This window comes from Streptomyces sp. NPDC001156, from assembly GCF_053598275.1.
In genome coordinates this window covers 11,816-33,567 of record NZ_JBSFJX010000077.1, presented here as the reverse complement: position 1 = coordinate 33,567, position 21,752 = coordinate 11,816, and the positions used below count along the sequence as shown (strand labels likewise).

Sequence of the window (21,752 nt, the reverse complement as noted above, 5' to 3'; positions counted from 1 at the left end):
TCCTCAGGTGTGACAGCCGGGCTCCTCCCGGCCTCTCACCCAGTGCGTCGAACGAGGGCGACGCGGATCGACACGACACGGGGACTTTTTTCGAAGAATTTTTTTCCCGGAGCTGTTCGCCCAGGTCAGAGGCGCGTCTGCGGTCGGCGCCTCACCGCAGCGACGCCCACAGCCCGCTCGCCGCGGGCTCCTTCGCGACCACTCGGTTGGGGTTCGAGGGGGCCGTCACCACCGGCATCATCACCGTCTTCACGTTCTTCGCCGCCAGGCCCTTCAGGCTCTCGCCGAGGCGTATCAGCTCCGGCAGCGAGTCGAGGCCGGTGTCGGTGGTCAGGCTGCCCGTGACGGCGTCGGCGACCTGGTAGAGCTTGCCGGGGTCGGTCAGCAGGTCTCTCGAGGCGATCTGTTCCAGCAACGCCTTCACCAGCTGCTGCTGGAGCCCTATGCGGCCCAGGTCGCTGCCGTCGCCTATGCCGTGGCGTGTACGGGCCATGGCCAGGGCCTGTTCGCCGTCCAGGTGGTGGGTGCCCGCCTTCAGATGCAGATGGCTCTTGTCGTCGTCGATGTCCTGGCCGGTGGTGACCGTGACCCCGCCGAGCGCGTCGACCAGCTTCGCGAAACCCGAGAAGTCGATCTCCAGGTAGTGGTCCATCCGGATGTCCGTGATCGATTCCGCCGTCTTGACCGCGCAGACCGGGCCGCCCGCCGAGTAGGCGCTGTTGAACATGGCGTTGTACGTCACCGCCGTCGCACCGCCCGAGCCGAGCGGGCAGGAAGGCCGGGTGACCAGGGTGTCGCGCGGAATGCTCACCACCGTCGCCGCGGTACGGCCCGCGTCGATGTGCACGACCATCGCCGTGTCCGAGCGGGCACCGGAGCTGTGGCCGCCGCCGAGTGCCGCGTTGGCCTCGCCGCTGCGCGAGTCCGATCCGAGGACGAGGATGTTCAGGGCGCCGCCGGGCAGGGGCGAGGCGGACGCGGAGGCCGAGGCGGCCGGGGGCGCCGCCGCGCGCACCGGACGGCCGGTGCCCAGCGCGCCGTCGATGTCGACGCTTCGGATGTTGTCGTTCAGGTGCCAATACGCCCAGCCCGCACCCGCACCCGCCACCGCGAGCACGAGGCCGCAGGCCAGTACGGCGCCGACGGCCTTGACCAGACGCGGCCGCCGGCCGCTGTGTCCCTCGGTGTCCCCGTTGCCGTCCCCGCGCTCGTCTTCTGAAGTCACGCGGAGGAACGTAAATCCGAATTATGGTGAGCAGGGATTCCTGGGCACCATTCTTCAGAAAATCTCACCTTTCTCACCGGGGTCTCAGCCCGGGATCAGGCCGTGGCCACCGATTCGAAGCGCCAGCGGTGCACCGGCCGGGTGACGAACTCCTCGCCTGGTTCGGGGAGTTCGGGAAGGTCGGCGGTGTCGTCCGCGTCCCACCAGGTGATGACGAGGACGCGGTCCTGGGGCGCCCGGAACGTCTCACGGCGCAGTGGCGACGGCGTCAACTCCTGGGCCAGCGCCCAGGACAGCAGTTCCTCGCCGCGTCCGGCGGCCGCCCGGGCCTCCCACATCAGTGCGACCGTCATGAGTACAGGTTCTCCCGGCTCACCTCGTGCACGTGGTCGTGGGAGTGCGAAGTGCCCGGCACATGCGGGTCCGTGACCGGCAGCGAAGAGTCCGCCGACAGGTCCCAGTCGGACGCGGACCGTCCCCTCGCGACCATCTCCGCGCCGAGCGCCGCGACCATGGCGCCGTTGTCCGTGCACAGCTTGGGACGGGGCACCCGCAGCCGGATCCCGGCCGCCTCGCAGCGCTCCTGGGCCAGCACGCGCAGCCTCGAGTTGGCCGCTACACCGCCGCCGATCATCAGATGGTCGACGCCCTCGTCCTTGCAGGCCCGCACCGCCTTCCGGGTCAGCACGTCCACCACGGCCTCCTGGAAGGACGCCGCCACATCGCGCACCGGCACCTCCTCCCCCGCCGCGCGCTTCGCCTCGATCCAGCGGGCCACGGCGGTCTTCAGGCCGGAGAAGGAGAAGTCGTACGCGGGGTCACGGGGACCGGTCAGACCGCGCGGGAAGGCGATCGCCCCCGGGTCGCCCTCCTTCGCGTACCGGTCGATGACGGGACCGCCCGGGAAACCGAGGTCCAGTACGCGCGCGATCTTGTCGAAGGCCTCGCCGGCCGCGTCGTCGATCGTCGCGCCCATCGGCCGGACGTCGGAGGTGATGTCCGTGGACAGCAGCAGCGAGGAGTGCCCGCCGCTCACCAGCAGAGCCATCGTCGGCTCCGGCAGCGCGCCGTGCTCCAGCTGGTCCACACAGATGTGGGAGGCGAGGTGGTTGACCCCGTAGAGCGGCTTGCCCAGCGCGTACGCGTACGCCTTCGCCGCCGAGACGCCGACCAGCAGCGCGCCCGCGAGCCCGGGCCCGGCGGTGACCGCGATGCCGTCCAGGTCCCTCGCGCTCACCCCTGCGTCCTTCAGCGCGCGGTCGATCGTGGGCACCATCGCCTCGAGGTGCGCGCGGGAGGCGACCTCCGGCACCACGCCGCCGAAGCGCGCGTGCTCGTCGACACTGGACGCGACGGCGTCGGCGAGGAGGGTGTTGCCGCGGACGATGCCGACACCGGTCTCGTCGCAGGAGGTCTCGATCCCCAGAACCAGGGGTTCGTCAGCCATTGTTCTCGGTTCCTTGTACGGAGGAGGTGCCCGCGGCGGAGCCGCCGTCGGGCGCTGTGGTCAGCCGCATCACCAGGGCGTCCACGTTCCCCGGCTGGTAGTAGCCGCGCCTGAAGCCGATGGGCTCGAAGCCGAAGCGTTCGTAGAGCTTCTGGGCGCGCACGTTGTCGACCCGGCACTCGAGCATGACTTCGGCGCATTCGAACGCGGTCGCCGCCCGCAGCAGTTCGGTCAGCAGCTGTCCGCCGAGCCCCGTGCCCCAGAGGTCCCGGGAGACGGCGATGGTCTGGATGTCACCGAGGTCGCCCTGGGCGGCCAGCCCCGCATACCCGACGATCCGCTCGCCCTCGACGGCCACGACATACCGCCGCGTCGCCTCCGAGCCCCGGGAATGCGCCAGCTCGGACCAGAACATGCCCCGGGACCAGGCGTCCTCGGGGAACAGGTCCTTCTCCAGCTCGAGTACGGCATCGATGTCCCACCAGCGCATCTCGCGCAGCGTGGGCGTCACGGGTGCGGCCGTCACTTGGGGGTGACCACCTTGTAGTTCTTGGGCACCTGCGCGTCGGGGCGGCGCAGATACAGCGGACGGGGGGCGGGCAGTTCCTCGCCGGCCGCGAGCTTCTCGGCCGCCAGGGACGCCAGCGCGGCCGCCGAGACGTGCTCGGGCTCCCGCGCCTGCGCAAAGGTGTCCGGGTAGAGCAGCGCGCCGGCCCCAACGGCGGGCAGGCCCGAGACCGTTTCCGCGATGTCGGCGGGGCGGTCCACGGCGGGCTCGGTCACGCGGGTGCGCGAGTCGTCGTACCGCGCCCAGTAGACCTCCTTGCGGCGCGCGTCCGTAGCGACCACGAACGGCACATGGAGATCGGAGGCGTACGCGAGCCCGTCGAGCGTGCACACGCCGTGCACGGGGACGCCGAGCGCGAGTCCGAACGTGTCGGCGGTCATCAGGCCGACCCGCAGTCCGGTGTAGGGGCCGGGGCCCACGCCGACGACGATGCCGGTGACGGCGTCGAGCCGGGTACCCGCCTCGGCGAGGACCCGGTCGACGGCGGGCAGCAGGAGTTCCCCGTGCCGGCGCGCGTCCACCTGGCTCGACGAGGCGACGACGGACGTGCCGTCGTGCAGGGCGACCGTGACGGCGGGGGTGGCGGTATCCAGAGCGAGCAAGAGCACGCAAACAGCGTACGGCGCCCACGCCCGACACACGGCCGACCCGATGCGGCCCGGGCCTGCTGCTACCGTCACAGCGAAGACGTACGACGTGACCGGTGGACCGATCGGAAGGTCGTACGGACGGATACGGGTGACGAGTCCTTCCGCGTGCGGGGACGAGAGGTGGGCACAGGTGGCTAGGAGCAGCTCGGGATTCGTGGCCGGGCTCACCGTGGCGGCGATCGCCGTGGTCGGTTTCCTGGCCTACCAGGCGTCGGCGAACGTGCCCGACTCGCTGGGCAAGCCGCAGGCCAAGAAGTCGGCGCCGGTCACCACGTCCAAGGGGCCGCAGCAGAACAAGAAGAAGCCAGCGGTCCTGCCCGCCGGTTCCGGCACCGGCGAGCGGGTCGTGTACTCGATCGGCGACGACCGGGTGTGGCTGGTCGGCGCGGGCAACAAGGTGCAGCGCACCTTCAAGGTCACCCCGGGGACGGTGGACCCGCTGCCGGGCACGTACCCGGTGACCTCGCGGACCGCCTCCGCGACCGGCTCGGACGGGACGCCGGTCGAGCACATCGTGCGGTTCGCGAGCAACGGGGGCGTGGTGATCGGCTTCAGCGCGGCGATCGACGGCTCGACGCCCAGGCCCGACACCTCGAAGAAGCTGGGCGGTATCCGCGAGTCCCGGGCGGACGGCACCGCGATGTGGGAGTTCGCGACGAGCGACCAGAAGGTCGTCGTCGTCAAGTAGCCCCGGGCTGCGCAGTACCGGGCGGCTACGCGGCCCTGCGGTCCTTCTCGGGCCCCCGCGCCGCAGCCGGCACCTCGGGAGCCGGGTCCCGCGGCGGTGTCGAGACCGCCTTCGCGGCGGCGCACGACGCCAGCAGGTCCCGCATCGACACTCCGGCCGCCCCTGCCACCACGCGCGGCGGCGCCTCGTCTCGTTCTGAAGCCGGCATGGACGCCTCCTGGTGTCGCGGGGGCGGCATGGTTAGGTAGGCCTAACCATGGACTGATGTCCATGGGACCATGCCCGGCACCTGCGGCGCAAGATTTTCCCGACGCGTTGTCGGGACGTGGGCAGCAAGCGGCCCGGGACGGTGCGACCAGCACAGACGGCCCGGAAGGGAACGACCGCCGGGACCACACGCGGTGTCCCGGGGTTCGGGGCGGCGCCCCGTGACCGCTCTCAGGCCGACAGCACCGTCAGATCCACGGTCGCCCAGCGCCGGCCGACTCCTGTGACGGAGACGTGCCGCACCTCGTCGGTGGTGTCCCCGACGGCACGGTGGATGACCACGTGGAGCCGGTCGTCCGTGAGGTCCTCGACCTTGCCCTCGCCCCACTCCACGACGATCACGGACTCGGGCAGCGAGACGTCAAGGTCCAGGTCCTCCATCTCGTCGAGGCCGCCGCCCAGGCGGTACGCGTCCACGTGGACCAGCGGCGGTCCGTCCCCCAGGGACGGGTGCACCCGGGCGATCACGAAGGTCGGCGAGGTGACCGCGCCCCGCACTCCGAGCCCCTCGCCGAGCCCTCGGGTCAGCGTGGTCTTGCCCGCGCCCAGCTCGCCGTTCAGCATCACGAGGTCGCCGGCGCGCACCAGCTTGGCCAGGCGACGCCCCAGCTCCTGCATCTGTTCGGGGGAGGTGACGGTGAACTCGATGGTGACGCCCGGCATCGGGGCGTCAGCCGGGCTGTACGGTGCTGCTGCTTCCATAGCCACCCACGGTAGCCCCTGCCGGAACCGCTCCCGAGCGCATCAGGAGGTCGGCGAGGCGGTCGGTGACGACCTCTGGGTGCTCCAGCATCACCAGGTGCCCGGCGTCCGGCACCAGCACCAGTTCGGCGTCCGGCAGCAGACCGGCGATCGCCTCGCTGTGTTCGCTGGGCGTGACCAGGTCCTTGATGCCCGCGAGCACCAGCACGGGCATGTCCGCGAAGCAGGCCAGCGCGTTCGTCTTGTCGTGGTCGGCGAACGCGGGATAGAACTCGGCGACCACGTCGATCGGAGTGCTCTCGATCATCCGCTCGGCGAACCGTGCGACGGCCGGGTCGACGTCCCGCAAGGCGAACGAGTACCGCTTGATGATCCCCGCGAACAGGTCGGCGGTGGCCCTGCGCCCCCTCTCCACCAGCTCGGCCTGCTGCCCCAGCGCCTTGAGCACACCGGGGAGGATGCGCCGGACGGCGTTGACGCCCGCGACCGGCAGTCCGAAGTTGACCTCGCCGAGCCGTCCGGACGACGTGCCGACGAGCGCGACGCCGACGACCCGGTCGCGGATCAGTTCGGGGTACTGGTCGGCCAGGGCCATGATCGTCATGCCCCCCATGGAGTGGCCGACGAGCACGAGGGGCCCCTCGGGAGCGGCCGCGTCTATCACGGCCTTGAGGTCGCGCCCGAGCTGGTCGATGGTGAGGGGCGTGCCCTCGGCCTGGGCCATTCCCCGCGCCGAACGGCCGTGGCTGCGCTGGTCCCAGTGCACCGTGCGGACGACGCCGCGCAGCGCCGCGCGCTGGAAGTGCCAGGAGTCCTGGTTCAGGCAGTAGCCGTGGCTGAAGATGACGGTGACCGGGGCGGGAGCCTTGCGGCCGAAGAGCCGACGGCGGCGGGGTGCGGAGCCGCCCTCCGGTTCGACGTCGTCGACCTCGTAGTACAGAGCGGTGCCGTCGTCCGCGTACGCCTTGCCCGGGGTGCCGCGGAGTGTGCCGTACGGTCCCGCGGAGTCGAGGGCGAGCCGCGCCTTGCGGCGCATACCGCGGCCGACCGTCATGCGCTCTATCGCGACTCCGGCGGCTGCGCCTGCCGCGACCACGCCTATCGCGGCGCCGGCGATGCCGGCCACACGCCAGCTCCCGAAGCCAGAGGCAGTGGCGCCGGCGACGGCCTCCACGGCCTCGGCGCTGCTCTCGCTCACGTCCCGCTTCCTCCCCGCCGGGGGCTCCGCCCGTCCGGCCTTCGGTTGCCCAGGTTCACCCGTGTGGGCTACCCAACTTGTTCCGCATTCACATTCACGTAGACGCGGGGAACTCGGGTTCCGATCCGGGTCACGATTTCGTAAGCGATGGTTCCGGCCGCCTGCGCCCAGTCCTCGGCGGTGGGCTCGCCGCGGTCGCCGGAGCCGAACAGGATGCCCTCCGTGCCGGGCGGGGGCTGGTCGCCGCCCAGGTCCACGACGAACTGGTCCATGGCGATCCGGCCGGCGACCGTGCGCAGCTTGCCGTCGACGAGGACCGGTCCGGCGCCCGAGGCATGGCGCGGAATGCCGTCCGCATAGCCGACGGGGATCAGGCCGAGGGTCGTGGTGCCGGGAGTGGTGTACAGGTGTCCGTAGCTGACGCCGTGACCGCCGGGTACCTCCTTCACCAGGGCGAGCGAGGCCTTCAGCGTCATCACCGGGCGCAGTCCGAGGTCGGCCGGGGTGCCGAGCTCGGGGCTGGGCGAGAGACCGTAGATCGCGATACCCGTGCGGACCAGGTCGAAGTGGGACTCGGGCAGGGTCAGCGTGGCGGGCGAGTTGGCGATGTGGCGCACCTCGGGCCGTACGCCCTGCTCCTCGGCGTACGCCACCATCTCGCGGAAGCGGGCGAGCTGGGACTGTACGGAGGGGTGGCCCGGCTCGTCGGCGCAGGCGAAGTGCGACCAGAGTCCGACGACCGTGAGCAGGCCGTCCGCCTGGGCACGCAGGGCCTCGGCGACGAGTTCCGGCCAGTCGGCGGGCTGGCAGCCGTTGCGGCCGAGGCCGGTGTCGGCCTTGAGGTGGACGCGGGCGGGCGCGCCCGCGGCGGCGGCCGCCTCCCGCAGCTCCTCCAGCGCCCACATGCCGCTCACGGACACGTCGACGTCCGCCTCGATCGCACGGCGCCAGGGGCCGCCGGGGGTCCAGAGCCAGCACAGGACGCGCCCCGGCAGGCCGGCCTCACGCAGCGCGAACGCCTCTTCCGGCGTGGCGGTGCCGAGCCACTCGGCACCGGCTTCGAGCGCGGCGCGGGCGCACGGCACCGCCCCGTGGCCGTACGCGTCCGACTTCACCACGGCCATCAGGGCGGCGCCGGGCGCGAGGGCGCGCAGGGAACGGACGTTCGCCCGCAGGGCCCCCAGATCGATTTCGGCACAGGCACGCAGGGGTGCTGTCTCAGAACTTGTCATCGCGCCCCCAGTGTCTCAGAGGGGTCCGACGCGGCTGCGGCGCCGGTCCCGCCCGTGGCCTTCCGCATGCCGGGCCCGCGCCACCGCGGGTGCCGCTGGCGCGCACGCGATCAGCAAAACGCGGAGTCCGGCGGACACCCGGGCGCCGCGCTGACAGGTCCCCCGTACGCAGCGCCGGGGCACCAAGAAAGGGGCGTGCCGCGGCCGTTCAGACCCGTACGTCCCGCCATGCCTCCGGGAGCGCGTCCGCCACGTCATGGGCCCCGGCGGGGGCGCCGTCGGCCGCGTACCGGCCCGCGAGCCCGTGCAGATACGCCGCCACGCTTCCCGCGTCCCGCGTCGACAGGCCGGCGGCGAGCAGCGAGCCGGACAACCCGGACAACACGTCCCCGCTGCCGGCGGTCGCGAGCCACGGAGTGCCGGTGGCGTTCACACGCACCGGGCCGCCGCCGGGGTCCGCGACCAAGGTGGTGGACCCCTTGAGGAGCACGGTCGCCCCATAGCGCGCCGCCAGCTCCCGCGCCGCCGTGAGCCGGGACCCCTCGACCTCCTCGCGCGAGACCCCGAGGAGCGCGGCGGCCTCACCGGCGTGCGGGGTCATCAGCGTCGGCGCACCCCGGCCGCGTACGGCGTCGCGGTCGGCCAGCCGCAGCCCGTCCGCGTCGACGAGCACCGGCACCTCCGCCTCCAGCACCTCCGCCACGGTCGCCGCGTCGTCCCCGGCGCCCGGCCCCACGACCCAGGCCTGCACCCGGCCGGCCTTCGCGGGCCCCCGTTCGGAGACCAGGGTCTCCGGGAAACGGGAGATCACCGCGCCCCCGGCGGGCCCCACATACCGCACGGCTCCCGCGCCGCCCCGCAGCGCCCCCGCCACGGCGAGCACGGCCGCCCCCGGGTAGCGCGCGGATCCGGCGGCGATCCCGACCACCCCGCGCCGGTACTTGTCGCTCTCGGCCTGCGGCAGCGGCAGCAGCGCCGCCACGTCCGCGTGCTGCAGCGCCTCCAGCTCGGGCTCCTCCGGCAAGGCGAGCCCGATGTCGACGAGCCGTACGGAACCGGCGTACTCCCGCGCCGGGTCGATGAGCAGGGCCGGCTTGTGGGTGCCGAACGTCACCGTCAGATCGGCCCGTACGGCGGGGCCGCGCACCTCGCCGGTGTCGGCCTCCACGCCGCTCGGCAGGTCGACGGCGACGACGGCCGCGCCGGACTCCCCGGCAAGTGCGGCCAGCCGTGCGGCGTCCGGCCTGAGGCCGCCCTTGCCGCCGATCCCGACGATTCCGTCGACGACGAGGTCGGCGCTCTCGATCAGTTCCTCGGCCGCCCCGGGCTGCGCCACGGACCCGGCCGCGCGGCGCAACGCCGCCAGCCCGCCGGGGTGTGCACGGTCGGGGGCGAGCAGCACGGCCGTGACCCCGGCGCCCCGCCGGGCGAGCCGGGCTCCGGCGTAGAGGGCATCACCGCCGTTGTCCCCGCTCCCCACCAGCAGCACGACGCGGCTGCCGTACACCCGGCCGAGCAAGTCCGCGCAGGCGGCGGCCAGTCCGGCGGCGGCGCGCTGCATGAGCGCGCCTTCCGGAAGCCGCGCCATGAGCTCTCGTTCGGCTGTCCTTACGGTGTCGACGCTGTAAGCAGTACGCATGCGGTCGAGTCTGCCCCGGATGCGCACGGGGTGCCGCGTTATCGGCCTCAGCCCTCCGCGATCACCACGGCCGACGCCACCCCGGCGTCATGGCTCAGCGACACATGCCACGACCGCACCCCCAACTCGGCCGCCCGCGCCGCCACGGTCCCGGTGACCCGCAGCCGGGGCTGGCCGCTGTCCTCGACGAACACCTCGGCGTCCGTCCAGTACAGGCCCCCCGGGGCACCGAGGGCCTTGGCGACCGCCTCCTTCGCGGCGAACCGGACCGCGAGCGAGGCGATACCCCGACGCTCACCGCTGGGCAGCAACAATTCGCTCTCCAGGAAGAGCCGTTCGGCCAGCCCCGGCGTACGCCGCAAGGACGCCGCGAACCGGTCGATCTCGGCCACGTCGATTCCGACCCCGATGATGCTCATGCCGAGCACCCTACGACCGCCTGTCTCCGGTCTCCGCGAAAGCGTCTGTCACAGCTGACTGTTGGCCTACGGCGACTTTGCTCACGTCAGGTCTTGGGCGCTGTACAAGGCACGCCGGATCCGACGCCGGTGGCGGGGGCGACCCAGTGAGCGGGTCCGGGGATTCGTCGAGCAGTAGCGGCAGATACGGTCGATGACCTGCTTCAAGCAGGTCCGACGGCGCGTTGTGTCGTCTGTTCTGCTGGTCGGCCGACGCTCAGGCCCGCTCAGGAGTGGTCCCCGGAACCTCCGGACCCTCGGTGAACAGGTCCTCGGCCGTCGCGGCTGTCAGGGAGCGGTCGAACCAGATGGCGAGGGTATCGAGGTCGATGCACGAGGTGATGCGCTCCCGCGTGTCCTCGGAGACGGGGATGCCGCGCTTCTCCAGGACGCGCAAGATCAGCGAGGCGCGGTCTTCGGTCTTGCCTTCGGCCTTGCCTTCCAGGTAAGCGGTTTCGCGGACCGTTCCCCGGCCAGGAAAGTAGCTGACGAACGACATGATTTCCCTCAGTTTCTGTCCGGCTGGGGTGTCACCCAGGCTGATTCCCAGGAAGTCGAGTGACCAGAAGGCCCCGGCCAGGGCCACTCACTCCTTCCCGGCCGGAGCCTTCAGCGCCTTCGTCGAAGCCCTGGAAGCTCACTCCACCGTCACCGACTTCGCCAGGTTGCGCGGCTGGTCCACCTCGTTCCCGCGGGCCGTTGCCAGCTCGCAGGCGAACACCTGCAACGGCACCGTCGCGACCAGCGGCTGAAGCAGCGTCGGCGTCACCGGGATGCGGATCAGATGGTCGGCGTACGGGGCCACCGCCTCGTCGCCCTCCTCCGCGATCACGATCGTGCGCGCACCCCTCGCCCGGATCTCCTGGATATTGGAGACGATCTTGTCGTGCAGGACCGAACGGCCGCGCGGCGAGGGTACGACCACGACGACCGGCAGGTCCTGCTCGATCAGTGCGATGGGCCCGTGCTTCAGCTCGCCGGCCGCGAAGCCCTCGGCGTGCATGTAGGCCAGTTCCTTGAGCTTGAGGGCGCCTTCGAGGGCCACGGGGTAGCCGACGTGCCGGCCCAGGAACAGCACGGTGTTCTTGCCCGCGAGCGAGCGTGCGAGCTCCCGTACCGGTTCCATGGTCTCCAGGACCTTCTCCACCTGGCGGGAGATCTGCGACAGGTCGCGGATGACCACGTGGATCTCGTCGCCCCACTTGGTGCCGCGCACCTGGCCCAGGTAGAGGGCCACCAGGTAGCAGGCGACGAGCTGGGTCAGGAACGCCTTGGTGGAGGCGACCGCGACCTCCGGGCCCGCGTGCGTGTAGAGCACGGCGTCCGACTCCCGGGGGATCGTCGAGCCGTTGGTGTTGCAGATGGCCAGCACCTTGGAGCCCTGCTCGCGGGCGTGCCGCAGCGCCATCAGCGTGTCCATCGTCTCGCCGGACTGGGAGATGGCGATGACCAGCGTGCGCGGGTCGAGGATCGGGTCCCGGTAGCGGAACTCGCTGGCCAGCTCCACCTCGCAGGGGATCCGGGTCCAGTGCTCGATGGCGTACTTGGCGATCAGCCCGGCGTGGAAGGCCGTACCGCACGCGACGACGACGATCTTGTCGACCTCGCGCAGCTCGGCGGCGGAGATCCGCACCTCGTCCAGCCTCAGCGAACCCGCGGTGTCGATCCGGCCCAGCAGTGTGTCGGCGACCGCCTTCGGCTGCTCGGCGATCTCCTTGAGCATGAAGTAGTCGTAGCCGCCCTTCTCGGCGGCCGAGGCGTCCCAGTCGACGTGGTACGAGCGCACGTCGGCGGGCCGGCCGTCGAAGCCGGTGACCGTCACGCCGTCCCGGCGCAGCTCCACCACCTGGTCCTGGCCCAGTTCGATCGCCGACCGGGTGTGGGCGATGAAGGCCGCCACGTCCGAGGCGAGAAAGGCCTCGCCCTCCCCGACACCCACCACGAGCGGCGAGTTCCGGCGCGCCCCGACGACCACGTCCGGCTCGTCGGCGTGCACCGCGACCAGCGTGAACGCACCCTCCAGCCGCCGGCACACCAGCCGCATCGCCTCCGCGAGGTCCGCGGTCGCGGAGAACTCCTCCGCCAGCAGATGCGCGACCACCTCGGTGTCCGTCTCGGAGCCGAGCGCGTGACCCCGCTCCTCCAGCTCGGACCGCAGGAGCGCGAAGTTCTCGATGATCCCGTTGTGGACGACGGCGACGCGGCCCGCGTTGTCGAGGTGCGGATGGGCGTTGGCGTCGGTCGGAGCGCCGTGGGTGGCCCAGCGTGTGTGCCCGAGGCCCGTGGTGCCGGTCGGCAGCGGCCGGTCGACCAGTTCCTTCTCCAGGTTGACCAGCTTCCCCGCCTTCTTGGCGGCGGCCAGGCCCCCGTCCGCGAGCACGGCGACGCCCGCCGAGTCGTAACCCCGGTACTCAAGCCGCTTCAGTCCCGCCACGACAACGTCGAGAGCCGACTGCGGTCCCACGTATCCCACAATTCCGCACATGTGCCGCAGCCTACGGTCCGAGTGGCGCCCGGACCTCCCGGAACGTGCCCGAAATCGGAAATTCCCACCGGGGTACGAACGCTCGGACGGGAACTGCGGCCGACCGCGCTCGGCGAGCCACGGTTTCGAACACAGGTTTGCTCCGATCGTTCGTGGGCCGGCTATCCGCGTCGGCTGGCGCGTGAGGGTCTCACCGGCCGACCGACCGACCTACCGACCGAACGGACTGACTGACTACAAGGCGCAGGCGCTGGTGGGGCACGTATACGTGGAGCCCCTGCGCCATGTCCACACCCGGCCTACGCGACCCCTTCGCCCGGCACCCGCGCCGCGCGGGCCCGACCGGCTCTGACGGACAAGTGAAAGCCCCGCCCTGCAGTGCAGGGCGGGGCTTTCACTGGATCGGACTCACTGCTCACTGCCTGACGGTGAAGTACTGCCAGGCGCCCCAGGTGGTGAGGTTGGTGTTGTCCTTGCTGCTGTGGACGTACTCCGCAGCCACGCGGAACCTGCTGTTGACGGCCTTGGTGAGGGACATCTGCTGGTGGCCGGTACTGGTGGAACTGAGGGAGGAGCAGGGGGTGGTGCTCTGCGTGTGCCAGGCGCCGCTGTAGTACCGCTGCACGCGGAAGACAACGCACTGGCCGGCCTTGTTCGGCGAGACGGTGACGGCGAGTTGCTCCTTGGCCGTGTGGTGGTACACCCGGTAGAGGGTGCTGCCGTAGTGCGTGTTCGTGTAGTAACCGGACAGTTTCTCCGAGATCCCCACAGAGGTGTGCACGCTTCGGGCGACGGTCTTCGGGGCGTAGCGGTAGTCGCCGGCGAACACCGCGCTGAACGTGGTGTTGCGGGTGAGTTTGTAAGACCCCGTCAAGTTGCCGTGGGAGTCCACCGTGCCCGACTTCACCAGGATCGCCTTGCCGCCGTACGGCTGAGCGTAGATCGCCACCACACGCCGGTTGTAGGTCGTGCCCAGGTGGGCGGTGACCTTCCCGTACTGGCCGTACTTGTACGTCGAGTGGTCGGTGGCGATGGTCAGGGACGTCGAGGCCCGGGAGACCTGGACGGTGGCGGTACGGGTGCTCGGCTTGTGTGAAATGTCGCCGTTGTAGGCCACCTTGTAGGTGTTGGCGCCGCCGACCTGCGGGGTGTCCGAGAAGCTGAACGAACCGTCCGCGGCGACCTTCGCGTCGGCGAGTGCGACACCCGACGAGTGGGCGAGGTCGCTCTTCGTCACCTTGACGACCCCACCGGCGGCGAAGGGCGAGCCGGAGAGCTTCCCGGACACGGTCAGTGTGCGCGTGCGGGTCGCCGTGGCCGGAGCCGTCAGAGTGACCGAGGTGGTCAGCTTGGACACCTGGACGAGGCTCGCAGCGCTCGCCGACTCGTGGGTCTCGTCCCCCGCGTAGCTTGCGGCGTAGGTGTAGGTGCCCGCCGCCGGCGGAGTGTCGCTGAACGTGAAGGAGCCGTTCGTCGCCGTCGTCGCATCCTTCAGTGCTGCTCCGTTCCGCGTGATGTGCACGACCTGACCCGCCGGAAGCGGCGCGGACGACGTCAGCGTGCCGCCGACGGTCAACGGCCGGCCCGGGACACCCGTGCCCGGGGCGGTGAGGTTGAGCGAGGTTGCCGCCTTGGGCTGCGGAGGCGGAGGCGCCGCCTCGCTGACGACCAGGCCGCTCACGGTCTGCGCGTCAGCACTGTCGCCCGTGGCGCCGGAGAAGGCGACGAGTGCGCTGGAGGTCAGCTTCGGTGTTGCGTCCAGTACCTGCGTCCCGTCGACCCAGACGTACACATGGCCGACGTCCACCTGGACGTCCACCTGGTGCGTGCCCTGGCGCAGGGAGGTGCTGAGTTTCGCCACCGACTGGTAGTCGATCGCCGATGAGTTCGCTGAGCTGTAGCCGACACCCACGAAGTTCATCGTTCGCAGCGTGCTGTTCCAGGCAGTGTCGAGCGCGATCACCACGCCCGGCCGCCCCGCGATGCCGAGGCCGCTGCCGGCCGCGCCCAGTGCCGAGGCGGAGTTCTGGGCGGGGTCGAGGAGGGAGAGCGTCATGCCGTTCCCGCCGCTACCAGGGCCGAACTTCGCGGTGAAGGTGGCCCGCAGACCATCGGTGCGCAGCGGCTTGGTGTACACCACCGTGCCCGCCTGGTTGCCGGTGGCCGGGGTCAGCTGGACGCTGCCGTCGTCGGCCGGCACCGCCGAGCCGTTGGCCTGCCACAGCCCGTCCTTGGCCGAGGTGGTCGTGGCGGTGCCGGTACCGGTGCCCTTCACCGACACGTACATGGCCCCCTGGGCGGTTCCGTTCGCGTCGACGCCGGTTCCGGTGACCTCGTAGAAGGCGCTCAGATCCGCGGCCGAGCGCGGAGTGAACGTCACGCTCTGCACGGCGGTCTGTTCGGGACCGATGACCAGGCCCTCGGACAGCTGCATCGGGCTGTTGAAGTCACCCGTCGGCGCCTTGGCCTTGGTCACGGTCACCGGGATGTTGCCGGTGTTGGTGATGGTGAACGAGAGCGACTTCGAGCTGCCGATCGGGACCGAGCCGAAGTCCAGCGAGCTCGTGGAGAACTCCAGGTGCCCTTGTCCCGTGATGGCCGTTCCGTTGACCGGCACGCTCAGAGTGTGCGTGGCGCCGCCGCTGCTGCTGCTGACGACGAGTGCGTCGCTGTCATCCTGGCTGCCGACCGGCTTGTAGGTGACCGAGAGCACGAACGAACCACCGGCTGGGACGAGCGTGCCCGCGCTCGGCAGGCCCGAGACGGCGAACGAGCCGGTGGGCGGGTCGATCGAGTCGATCGACTCCGCTTCGGTACCGGTGTTGGTGATCTGCAGGTTCAGCGTCGAGGTGCTGCCGGTGGGCACTTCCCCGAAGTCCATGGCGGCTGGTGCCGCCCCGAGACCGGGCCTGGTGCCGACGCCGTGCAGTGCGAAGACCAGCTTCTGGCCGTCCGACAGATTCGCTGTCAGTGTGCCGTTGATGCCGCCGCTGGTCGTGGGAGCGAAGCTGATCGGTACATCCAGCGTGGCATCCTTCGCCAGCGCCGTGGGCTGCTCAGGCGTGGGCACGGCGGACGGGTCGACCGAGAACGCGCCTGAGGCCTTGAGGCCGGTGATACTGACGTCCTGCGTGGCTGTCAGCTTCATGTCGGCCAAGTTGCTGCTGCCCACACCGATCTGGCCGAAGTCGAGAGAGGCCGCGGTCAAGGCGGTCCTGGCCGGGCTGCCGAAACCGTAGAGCACCCCGTCTCGGGTACCGACGTAGACCTTGCCGTTGTTGGCGGTCGGAGTGCTGAACTTCGTCGCCGTGCCGATCGGTGCGGACCACAGCAGCTGCAGCAGGCCGTTGCCGTCCGGGGTGGGGCTGTAGGCGCGCAGGGTGCCGTTGGCCCCGGAGGCGTTGCTCGCGGAGACCACCCACACCAGGGCGCTGGAATCGTCCCTGCCGTTGGACGTGACGAGGGGAGAGCCGCTGGTGTAGCCGAAGGTGTCCTGACTCTGGCCGGTGAGGGTGAGCGCGGGCGTGCCGCCGTTGCGTACGCCGTACTTGAGTGCGCGCAGAGGTCCGTAGTTGCCGACGACATAGACATAGCCGCCGTCACCGCCCCAGAACGCGGGGTGCCCCCACATTCCCTGGTAGGGGCCGGACACGCCTACCGCAGCGTCGCCGCCCGAGCCTCCCTGGCCCATGCCGCCGAGGTTGTCGCGGTCGAGCAGGAACACCCGGCCGTCCTTGCCCTGCTGGACCAGCAGGTGGGGGTGCTCGCTGGTGCCGAAGCCGTCCGGCAGCGCCATCGGGGCGCCCGAAGAGATGTCCTGGTCGTTCAGGTCCAGGGTGGAGGCGTTGCTCGGGCTGAAGAAGTCGGCCGTACTGAGGCTGTTGTCCGCGTTGACCTGGAGGCGGACGACGGACTCGGCCAGGGTTCCCTGCACGGTCTTGCCCGGCCCAGGGGCCGGGCTGATGCCGTTTCCGGTGCTGAAGAAGATCCGGCCGGAACCGTCGGAGACCAGGCCGCCGCCCGCCTGCCAGATGCCGGCGCCGCCCGTGCCGGCACCGGTCACCGAGGCCCACATCGAGGTCATGCGGTGTTCGGTGGTGCTCACGCCGACCACGTATCCGCGGTACGGCCATGCGTCGCAGTGGCCGCCGAAGCCCGCGTAGACAACACCGTCCATCAGCAGCAGGCCGGGGCGCTGCTGCTCGTAGTAGGCGTCGAAACTGTTGCTCGGGTCATTGCTCGGGCTCCCGCTGATGGTGACCGGCCACCCCGAGAGCTCGGTTCCTGATGTCGGGTCCACCGCGTGCATCAGCCACTTCGGATGGCGGTGCGTGGACGTTCCGTCGTCCACCTTGGTGGTGAAGTAGAGGGCACGGGTGGCGGGGTCGTAGACGGGGGTCGCGGTCGCCCCCACATTGGGCACCAGGTCACCGCAGCCGATCGCGGAGGCCGGCCACGCCGGTCCGTAGTTCTTGCTCCACTTGATCGCCCCGGTGGTGCGGTCGAGGCCGTACACCGTGTTGCTCTCGGTGACCGCGATCACCTGGTCACCCAGCACCAGCGGCTGGGCGTATATCTGCCCGTCCAACTTGGTGGCGAAGAGCTGGCCGAAGGCAGACGACTGGACAACCGCCGGGGAGAGCCCGGCTTCGTTCTGGTCCCAGTTGGTGCGCAAGTTCTCGACGCCCTGCGTGGTCTGGTCGGCCCGGGCCGAAGGTATCGCCGGACCGATCAACGTTCCGATGAGTGCCGCACCAGCCACAGCTGCCATGGCGAACAGCCGTCTGTGTCGCCGCTCGCGATTGCGCCCACGGCGTGCGGACGCAAAAAACCCGGCCAAACCGGACCCCCTCCGATATTCGCGCCCGGAGTTGTCACAGGCACGACACAAACGTGAAGAACAAGTGGTTGTTCATACCATCGAATGGCCGATTACCACACTGCTTGCGCACACTTCGTACTAAGATCGTCATCTCTCGCGGTGCGAGCGCAGGAATCCCGCGATGGCGAGGCCCCCCGCCTGAGCCAGACGCAGTCGCGAGATCGGCGCTCGACACCGGCCCGACCCGCCATCCGCCACGTGAGCAGAAAAGCGGGGCCCGAACGACCGCTACTTCTTCTCCAGCAGCTTGGCCGTGATCGCTTACGGATCCCTGGCGCCCACGTGACGCACCCCACCCACCGTCCAGTTCAAACTCCGTTAACAATGGACTGTGATCTCTCCGGTCTCCTCGATGCCCCGGAGCGCCCACCGGCCCAAGCCGGAGGCGACTCCCTACGTCGACCTCACCCGTGCCGAGTGGAGCGCGCTGCGCGACAAGACGCCGCTGCCGCTGACCGCCGAGGAGGTCGAGAAGCTGCGCGGTCTGGGCGACGTCATCGACCTCGACGAGGTGCGGGACATCTACCTGCCGCTGTCCCGGCTGCTCAACCTCTACGTGGGCGCCACGGACGGCCTCAGAGGTGCCCTGAACACCTTCCTTGGTGAGCAGGGCTCCCAGTCCGGTACCCCGTTCGTGATAGGCGTGGCGGGTTCCGTGGCGGTCGGCAAGTCGACCGTCGCCCGCCTGCTCCAGGCCCTGCTCTCCCGGTGGCCCGAACACCCGCGCGTGGAACTCGTCACCACCGACGGCTTCCTGCTGCCCACCAAGGAGCTCCAGGCCCGTGGGCTGATGTCGCGCAAGGGCTTCCCCGAGTCGTACGACCGCCGTGCCCTGACCCGTTTCGTCGCCGACATCAAGGCCGGCAAGGACGAGGTGACGGCCCCGGTCTACTCCCACCTGATCTACGACATCGTCCCCGGCCAGAAGCTGACCGTCCGCCGCCCGGACATCCTCATCGTCGAGGGCCTCAACGTGCTCCAGCCCGCCCTCCCCGGCGAGGACGGCCGCACCCGCGTCGCCCTCGCGGACTACTTCGACTTCAGCGTGTACGTCGACGCCCGTACCGAGGACATCGAGAGCTGGTACCTCAACCGGTTCCGGAAACTGCGTCAGACGGCCTTCCAGGACCCGTCGTCGTACTTCCGCAAGTACACCCAGGTCGACGAGGAGGAGGCCCTCGACTACGCCCGCACCATGTGGCGGACCATCAACAGGCCGAACCTGCTGGAGAACGTGGCTCCCACGCGCGGCCGTGCCACCCTGGTGCTGCGCAAGGGCCCGGACCACAAGGTGCAGCGGCTCAGCCTGCGCAAGCTTTGAACCCGTTCGCCGAGGAGGAGGCGCCGGCGAGGGCGATCGTGCTCGCCGGCACGCTCATCCTGCCGGCCCAGAAGTGGTTCTGGGCCGGACAGCGCGAACATGCCCTCAGGGCCGGGCAGTTCTAACCGAGCGCCGACTTCACGGCGTCCGCAAGCCGGCCCGCCACGGACCTCGCCTGCTCGATGTCGGCGGCCTCGACCATGACCCGGACGAGCGGCTCGGTGCCCGACGGCCGGAGCAGCACCCGCCCGGTGGTGCCCAGTTCACGCTCGGCCTCGGTGACGGCGGTGGCCAGCTCCGCGGAGGTGGCGACCCGGGACTTGTCGACGTCCGGGACGTTCACGAGGACCTGCGGCAGCCGCTCCATCACGGACGCGAGGTCCCTGAGCGTACGGCCGGTCTGCGCGACCCGGGCGGCCAGCATCAGGCCGGTCAGCGTGCCGTCGCCGGTGGTGGCGTGGTCGAGGATGATGACGTGGCCGGACTGCTCCCCCCCGAGGGCGTAGCCCTTCTCCTTCATCTCCTCCAGCACGTACCGGTCGCCGACCGCGGTCTGCACCAGGTGGATGCCCTCGCGCTCCATGGCCAGCTTGAAGCCCAGATTCGACATGACGGTCGCGACGACGGTGCCGGAGCACAGTGCGGAACGCTCCCGCATCGCCAGCGCGATCACGGCCAGGATCTGGTCGCCGTCCACCTCCGCGCCCGTGTGGTCCACGGCGAGGCAGCGGTCGGCGTCGCCGTCGTGCGCGATGCCGAGGTCGGCGCCGTGCTCGACCACGGCCGCCTTCAGCTTGTCCAGGTGGGTGGAGCCGCACCCGTCGTTGATGTTGAGCCCGTCCGGCTCCGCACCGATCGTGACGATCTCGGCACCGGCCCGCGCGAAGGCCTGCGGCGAGACCCGGGAGGCCGCGCCGTGCGCCTCGTCGAGGACGACCTTGAGCCCGTCGAGCCGGTTCGGCAGGACGTCGAGGAGGTGGGCCACGTACTGGTCGAAGCCCTCGTCGTAGGACTTCACCCGGCCGACCCCGGCGCCGGTGGGCCGGTCCCAGGGAGCGCCGGTGCGGTGCTCCTCGTAGACGGCCTCGATCTTGTCCTCAAGCTCGTCGGCGAGCTTGTGCCCACCGCGGGCGAAGAATTTGATGCCATTGTCGGGCATGGCGTTGTGGCTGGCGGAGAGCATCACGCCCAGGTCGGCGCCGAGCGCGCCGGTCAGGTACGCGACAGCCGGAGTGGGCAGCACACCGACGCGCAGCACGTCCACGCCGGCGCTGGCGAGCCCGGCCACCATCGCGGCTTCCAGGAACTCCCCGGACGCACGCGGGTCCCGTCCGACCACCGCCGTCGGCTTGTGGCCCTCGAAGGTACCCGTCTCGGCGAGTACGTGCGCCGCCGCGACGGAGAGACCGAGCGCCATCTCGGCCGTCAAATCCGCGTTGGCGACGCCGCGCACGCCGTCCGTGCCGAAGAGTCGTCCCACTGTGGTGTCCTCCGAACCTTGCTGCCTATGTGCGGCTCTTGCCGAGTGTCCAGACGGGGACGGGATGCGTACACCCTCGGGCCCCTCTTCAGGCTTATCCCCTGCAGCTCTCCCGCGCCTGTCGGGATTGCTCCATAAGCCTGTGATAAGCGACTCCCCCCGAAACGAACCGCCCCGGCTGCACAGAGCGTGCTGCCGGGGCGATGCGTGCGTGCTTCAGGCGGTGCGACGCCTGCCGCGACCAGCGAACGCGATCAGCGCTTGCTGTACTGCGGAGCCTTGCGGGCCTTCTTCAGACCGGCCTTCTTCCGCTCGACCGCGCGGTCGTCGCGGCGCAGGAAGCCGGCCTTCTTCAGCGGGCCACGGTTGTTGTCGACGTCCGCCTCGTTCAGCGCACGGGCGACACCCAGACGGAGCGCACCGGCCTGACCGGAGACGCCGCCACCCGCGATGCGGGCGATGATGTCGTAGCGGCCCTCGAGCTCGAGCACCTTGAAGGGCTCGTTGACTTCCTGCTGGTGCACCTTGTTCGGGAAGTAGTCCTCGAGGGTGCGGCCGTTGATCTTCCACTTCCCGGTGCCCGGAACGATCCGGACGCGGGCGATGGCGTTCTTGCGGCGGCCCAGGCCGGCGGCCGGCTGGGGCTCGCCGAAGCGGGACGCGAGGGACTCGGAGGTGTACTCACCCTCCACCGGGACCTCGGTCTCGGTGGTGTAGCTGTCGATGTCAAGCTCTTCGAGCGGCTGCTCGGCAGTGGTCTCGGCCACGATTCTCCTCAGATTCTCTTCAGTCTTAGGGGGTGGCCGGACTTACTGCGCGACCTGGGTGATCTCGAACGGCACCGGCTGCTGGGCAGCGTGCGGGTGCTGGTCACCCTTGTAGACCTTCAGCTTCGAGAGCATCTGACGGCCCAGGGAGTTCTTGGGGAGCATGCCCTTGACGGCCTTCTCGACGGCCTTCTCAGGGTTGTTGGCCAGCAGGTCGTCGTAGCGGACGGAGCGCAGACCACCCGGGTAGCCGGAGTGGCGGTACGCCATCTTCTGGGTCCGCTTGTTGCCGGACAGGTGCACCTTGTCCGCGTTGATGATGATGACGAAGTCACCGGTGTCCACGTGGGGCGCGTAGATCGGCTTGTGCTTGCCACGCAGAATGGAGGCGGCAGTGGTGGCCAGACGACCCAGGACAACGTCCTGGGCGTCGATGACGTGCCACTGGCGCGTCACATCGCCGGGCTTGGGGCTGTACGTACGCACGGTTCGTAGCCTTCGCTTCTTCAGTGAGGATCCTGACAAGGTCACCGAAGACGATCACGACAGCCCTGACCGCACCGCGGTGACGCAAGCCGCGTGCTGGTCGCTGGTCATCGGCCCGGCGGACCGGTGTAAGGGCCCCTCACGTGAGAATGAGCAAGCCAATACACATAACGAACAGCCAGGATAACGGCGGCACCGACACGGGTCAAAACGGGGCCGCCGCCGGGGAGCCGCCGCGGGTTCGGCCGTTCGGGTGC

Annotated in this window: 20 protein-coding genes; 3 read left to right on the top strand and 17 right to left on the bottom strand. The window is 70.4% G+C overall.

Going from position 1 to position 21,752, the window contains the following annotated elements; translation table 11 throughout:
* Positions 1–151: 151 nt before the first annotated feature.
* The 5 genes from ACWDA7_RS29385 to tsaB all read right to left on the bottom strand — a co-directional run bounded on the left by ACWDA7_RS29385 (position 152) and on the right by tsaB (position 3,848).
* On the bottom strand, positions 152–1,225 hold the full coding sequence (locus ACWDA7_RS29385; protein ID WP_450607816.1) for an LCP family protein: 1,074 nt from the start codon (positions 1,223–1,225) through the stop codon (positions 152–154).
* A gap of 95 nt (positions 1,226–1,320) precedes the next feature.
* Positions 1,321–1,578: a hypothetical protein gene (locus ACWDA7_RS29380; RefSeq protein ID WP_450607814.1), complete on the bottom strand. Its 258-nt coding sequence runs from the start codon at positions 1,576–1,578 to the stop codon at positions 1,321–1,323.
* The gene (gene tsaD, locus ACWDA7_RS29375; protein WP_359396357.1) at positions 1,575–2,672 is read right to left on the bottom strand and encodes a tRNA (adenosine(37)-N6)-threonylcarbamoyltransferase complex transferase subunit TsaD; all 1,098 of its coding nucleotides are present in this window, start codon (positions 2,670–2,672) and stop codon (positions 1,575–1,577) included. The genes ACWDA7_RS29380 and tsaD overlap by 4 nt, the downstream gene beginning before the upstream one ends.
* Complete coding sequence (rimI, locus tag ACWDA7_RS29370) at positions 2,665–3,162, bottom strand: ribosomal protein S18-alanine N-acetyltransferase (protein WP_450607832.1); 498 nt, start codon at positions 3,160–3,162, stop codon at positions 2,665–2,667. The genes tsaD and rimI overlap by 8 nt, the downstream gene beginning before the upstream one ends.
* A 32-nt stretch (positions 3,163–3,194) precedes the next feature.
* A complete protein-coding gene (gene tsaB / locus ACWDA7_RS29365) occupies positions 3,195–3,848 on the bottom strand; it encodes a tRNA (adenosine(37)-N6)-threonylcarbamoyltransferase complex dimerization subunit type 1 TsaB (protein ID WP_450607812.1) in 654 nt (217 codons plus the stop codon).
* 172 nt (positions 3,849–4,020) lie between these two features.
* On the opposite strand from tsaB, the gene ACWDA7_RS29360 reads away from it, so the two are divergent.
* Positions 4,021–4,578 carry a hypothetical protein gene (locus tag ACWDA7_RS29360; protein WP_450607810.1) on the top strand — a complete coding sequence of 186 codons (558 nt, stop codon included), beginning with the start codon at positions 4,021–4,023 and terminating at the stop codon, positions 4,576–4,578.
* Positions 4,579–4,603: 25 nt separating this feature from the next.
* Here ACWDA7_RS29360 and ACWDA7_RS29355 read toward each other — a convergent pair whose 3' ends face one another.
* From ACWDA7_RS29355 to ACWDA7_RS29315, 9 genes are all read right to left on the bottom strand, one after another.
* A complete protein-coding gene (locus tag ACWDA7_RS29355) occupies positions 4,604–4,786 on the bottom strand; it encodes a hypothetical protein (RefSeq protein ID WP_450607808.1) in 183 nt (60 codons plus the stop codon).
* Between the two features lie 230 nt (positions 4,787–5,016).
* Complete coding sequence (tsaE, locus tag ACWDA7_RS29350) at positions 5,017–5,547, bottom strand: tRNA (adenosine(37)-N6)-threonylcarbamoyltransferase complex ATPase subunit type 1 TsaE (protein WP_450607806.1); 531 nt, start codon at positions 5,545–5,547, stop codon at positions 5,017–5,019.
* Positions 5,516–6,745 carry an alpha/beta fold hydrolase gene (locus ACWDA7_RS29345; RefSeq protein ID WP_450607805.1) on the bottom strand — a complete coding sequence of 410 codons (1,230 nt, stop codon included), beginning with the start codon at positions 6,743–6,745 and terminating at the stop codon, positions 5,516–5,518. The genes tsaE and ACWDA7_RS29345 overlap by 32 nt, the downstream gene beginning before the upstream one ends.
* A 68-nt stretch (positions 6,746–6,813) precedes the next feature.
* Positions 6,814–7,977, bottom strand: a complete 1,164-nt coding sequence (gene alr, locus ACWDA7_RS29340) for an alanine racemase (RefSeq protein ID WP_450607803.1) — start codon at positions 7,975–7,977, stop codon at positions 6,814–6,816.
* 208 nt (positions 7,978–8,185) lie between these two features.
* The gene (locus ACWDA7_RS29335; RefSeq protein ID WP_450607801.1) at positions 8,186–9,616 is read right to left on the bottom strand and encodes an NAD(P)H-hydrate dehydratase; all 1,431 of its coding nucleotides are present in this window, start codon (positions 9,614–9,616) and stop codon (positions 8,186–8,188) included.
* Between the two features lie 47 nt (positions 9,617–9,663).
* On the bottom strand, positions 9,664–10,035 hold the full coding sequence (locus tag ACWDA7_RS29330) for a holo-ACP synthase (protein ID WP_359396340.1): 372 nt from the start codon (positions 10,033–10,035) through the stop codon (positions 9,664–9,666).
* A 256-nt stretch (positions 10,036–10,291) separates the two neighbouring features.
* On the bottom strand, positions 10,292–10,660 hold the full coding sequence (locus ACWDA7_RS29325; protein WP_450607799.1) for a hypothetical protein: 369 nt from the start codon (positions 10,658–10,660) through the stop codon (positions 10,292–10,294).
* A gap of 51 nt (positions 10,661–10,711) precedes the next feature.
* Positions 10,712–12,559 (bottom strand): glutamine--fructose-6-phosphate transaminase (isomerizing), encoded by a 1,848-nt coding sequence (gene glmS / locus ACWDA7_RS29320; protein WP_450607797.1) that lies wholly within the window; start codon positions 12,557–12,559, stop codon positions 10,712–10,714.
* A 415-nt stretch (positions 12,560–12,974) separates the two neighbouring features.
* Positions 12,975–17,330, bottom strand: coding sequence for an Ig-like domain-containing protein (locus tag ACWDA7_RS29315; protein WP_450607795.1), 4,356 nt, complete (start codon positions 17,328–17,330; stop codon positions 12,975–12,977).
* 463 nt (positions 17,331–17,793) lie between these two features.
* On the opposite strand from ACWDA7_RS29315, the gene coaA reads away from it, so the two are divergent.
* Positions 17,794–18,762, top strand: coding sequence for a type I pantothenate kinase (gene coaA / locus ACWDA7_RS29310; protein ID WP_450607830.1), 969 nt, complete (start codon positions 17,794–17,796; stop codon positions 18,760–18,762).
* Complete coding sequence (locus tag ACWDA7_RS29305) at positions 18,759–18,887, top strand: hypothetical protein (RefSeq protein WP_450607793.1); 129 nt, start codon at positions 18,759–18,761, stop codon at positions 18,885–18,887. Before coaA ends, ACWDA7_RS29305 begins: the two co-directional genes overlap by 4 nt.
* On the opposite strand, the gene glmM is transcribed toward ACWDA7_RS29305, so the two are convergent.
* The 3 genes from glmM to rplM form a co-directional block, all read right to left on the bottom strand.
* Positions 18,884–20,242, bottom strand: a complete 1,359-nt coding sequence (glmM, locus tag ACWDA7_RS29300) for a phosphoglucosamine mutase (RefSeq protein WP_450607791.1) — start codon at positions 20,240–20,242, stop codon at positions 18,884–18,886. The genes ACWDA7_RS29305 and glmM overlap by 4 nt on opposite strands.
* Positions 20,243–20,496: 254 nt before the next feature.
* The gene (gene rpsI / locus ACWDA7_RS29295) at positions 20,497–21,009 is read right to left on the bottom strand and encodes a 30S ribosomal protein S9 (protein ID WP_359396322.1); all 513 of its coding nucleotides are present in this window, start codon (positions 21,007–21,009) and stop codon (positions 20,497–20,499) included.
* 42 nt (positions 21,010–21,051) lie between these two features.
* Positions 21,052–21,495: a 50S ribosomal protein L13 gene (gene rplM / locus ACWDA7_RS29290; RefSeq protein WP_360972909.1), complete on the bottom strand. Its 444-nt coding sequence runs from the start codon at positions 21,493–21,495 to the stop codon at positions 21,052–21,054.
* Positions 21,496–21,752 lie beyond the last annotated feature (257 nt).

Excerpts from the sequence above, each read along its gene's own strand:
- ACWDA7_RS29380 (WP_450607814.1), bottom strand. The coding sequence starts at position 1,578 with ATGACGGTCGCACTGATGTGGGAGGCCCGGGCGGCCGCCGGACGCGGC.
- tsaD (WP_359396357.1), bottom strand. The coding sequence starts at position 2,672 with ATGGCTGACGAACCCCTGGTTCTGGGGATCGAGACCTCCTGCGACGAG.
- rimI (WP_450607832.1), bottom strand. The coding sequence starts at position 3,162 with ATGCGCTGGTGGGACATCGATGCCGTACTCGAGCTGGAGAAGGACCTG.
- ACWDA7_RS29355 (WP_450607808.1), bottom strand. The coding sequence starts at position 4,786 with ATGCCGGCTTCAGAACGAGACGAGGCGCCGCCGCGCGTGGTGGCAGGG.
- tsaE (WP_450607806.1), bottom strand. The coding sequence starts at position 5,547 with ATGGAAGCAGCAGCACCGTACAGCCCGGCTGACGCCCCGATGCCGGGC.
- alr (WP_450607803.1), bottom strand. The coding sequence starts at position 7,977 with ATGACAAGTTCTGAGACAGCACCCCTGCGTGCCTGTGCCGAAATCGAT.
- ACWDA7_RS29335 (WP_450607801.1), bottom strand. The coding sequence starts at position 9,616 with ATGCGTACTGCTTACAGCGTCGACACCGTAAGGACAGCCGAACGAGAG.
- ACWDA7_RS29330 (WP_359396340.1), bottom strand. The coding sequence starts at position 10,035 with ATGAGCATCATCGGGGTCGGAATCGACGTGGCCGAGATCGACCGGTTC.
- glmS (WP_450607797.1), bottom strand. The coding sequence starts at position 12,559 with ATGTGCGGAATTGTGGGATACGTGGGACCGCAGTCGGCTCTCGACGTT.
- ACWDA7_RS29315 (WP_450607795.1), bottom strand. The coding sequence starts at position 17,330 with ATGGCAGCTGTGGCTGGTGCGGCACTCATCGGAACGTTGATCGGTCCG.
- coaA (WP_450607830.1), top strand. The coding sequence starts at position 17,794 with ATGCCCCGGAGCGCCCACCGGCCCAAGCCGGAGGCGACTCCCTACGTC.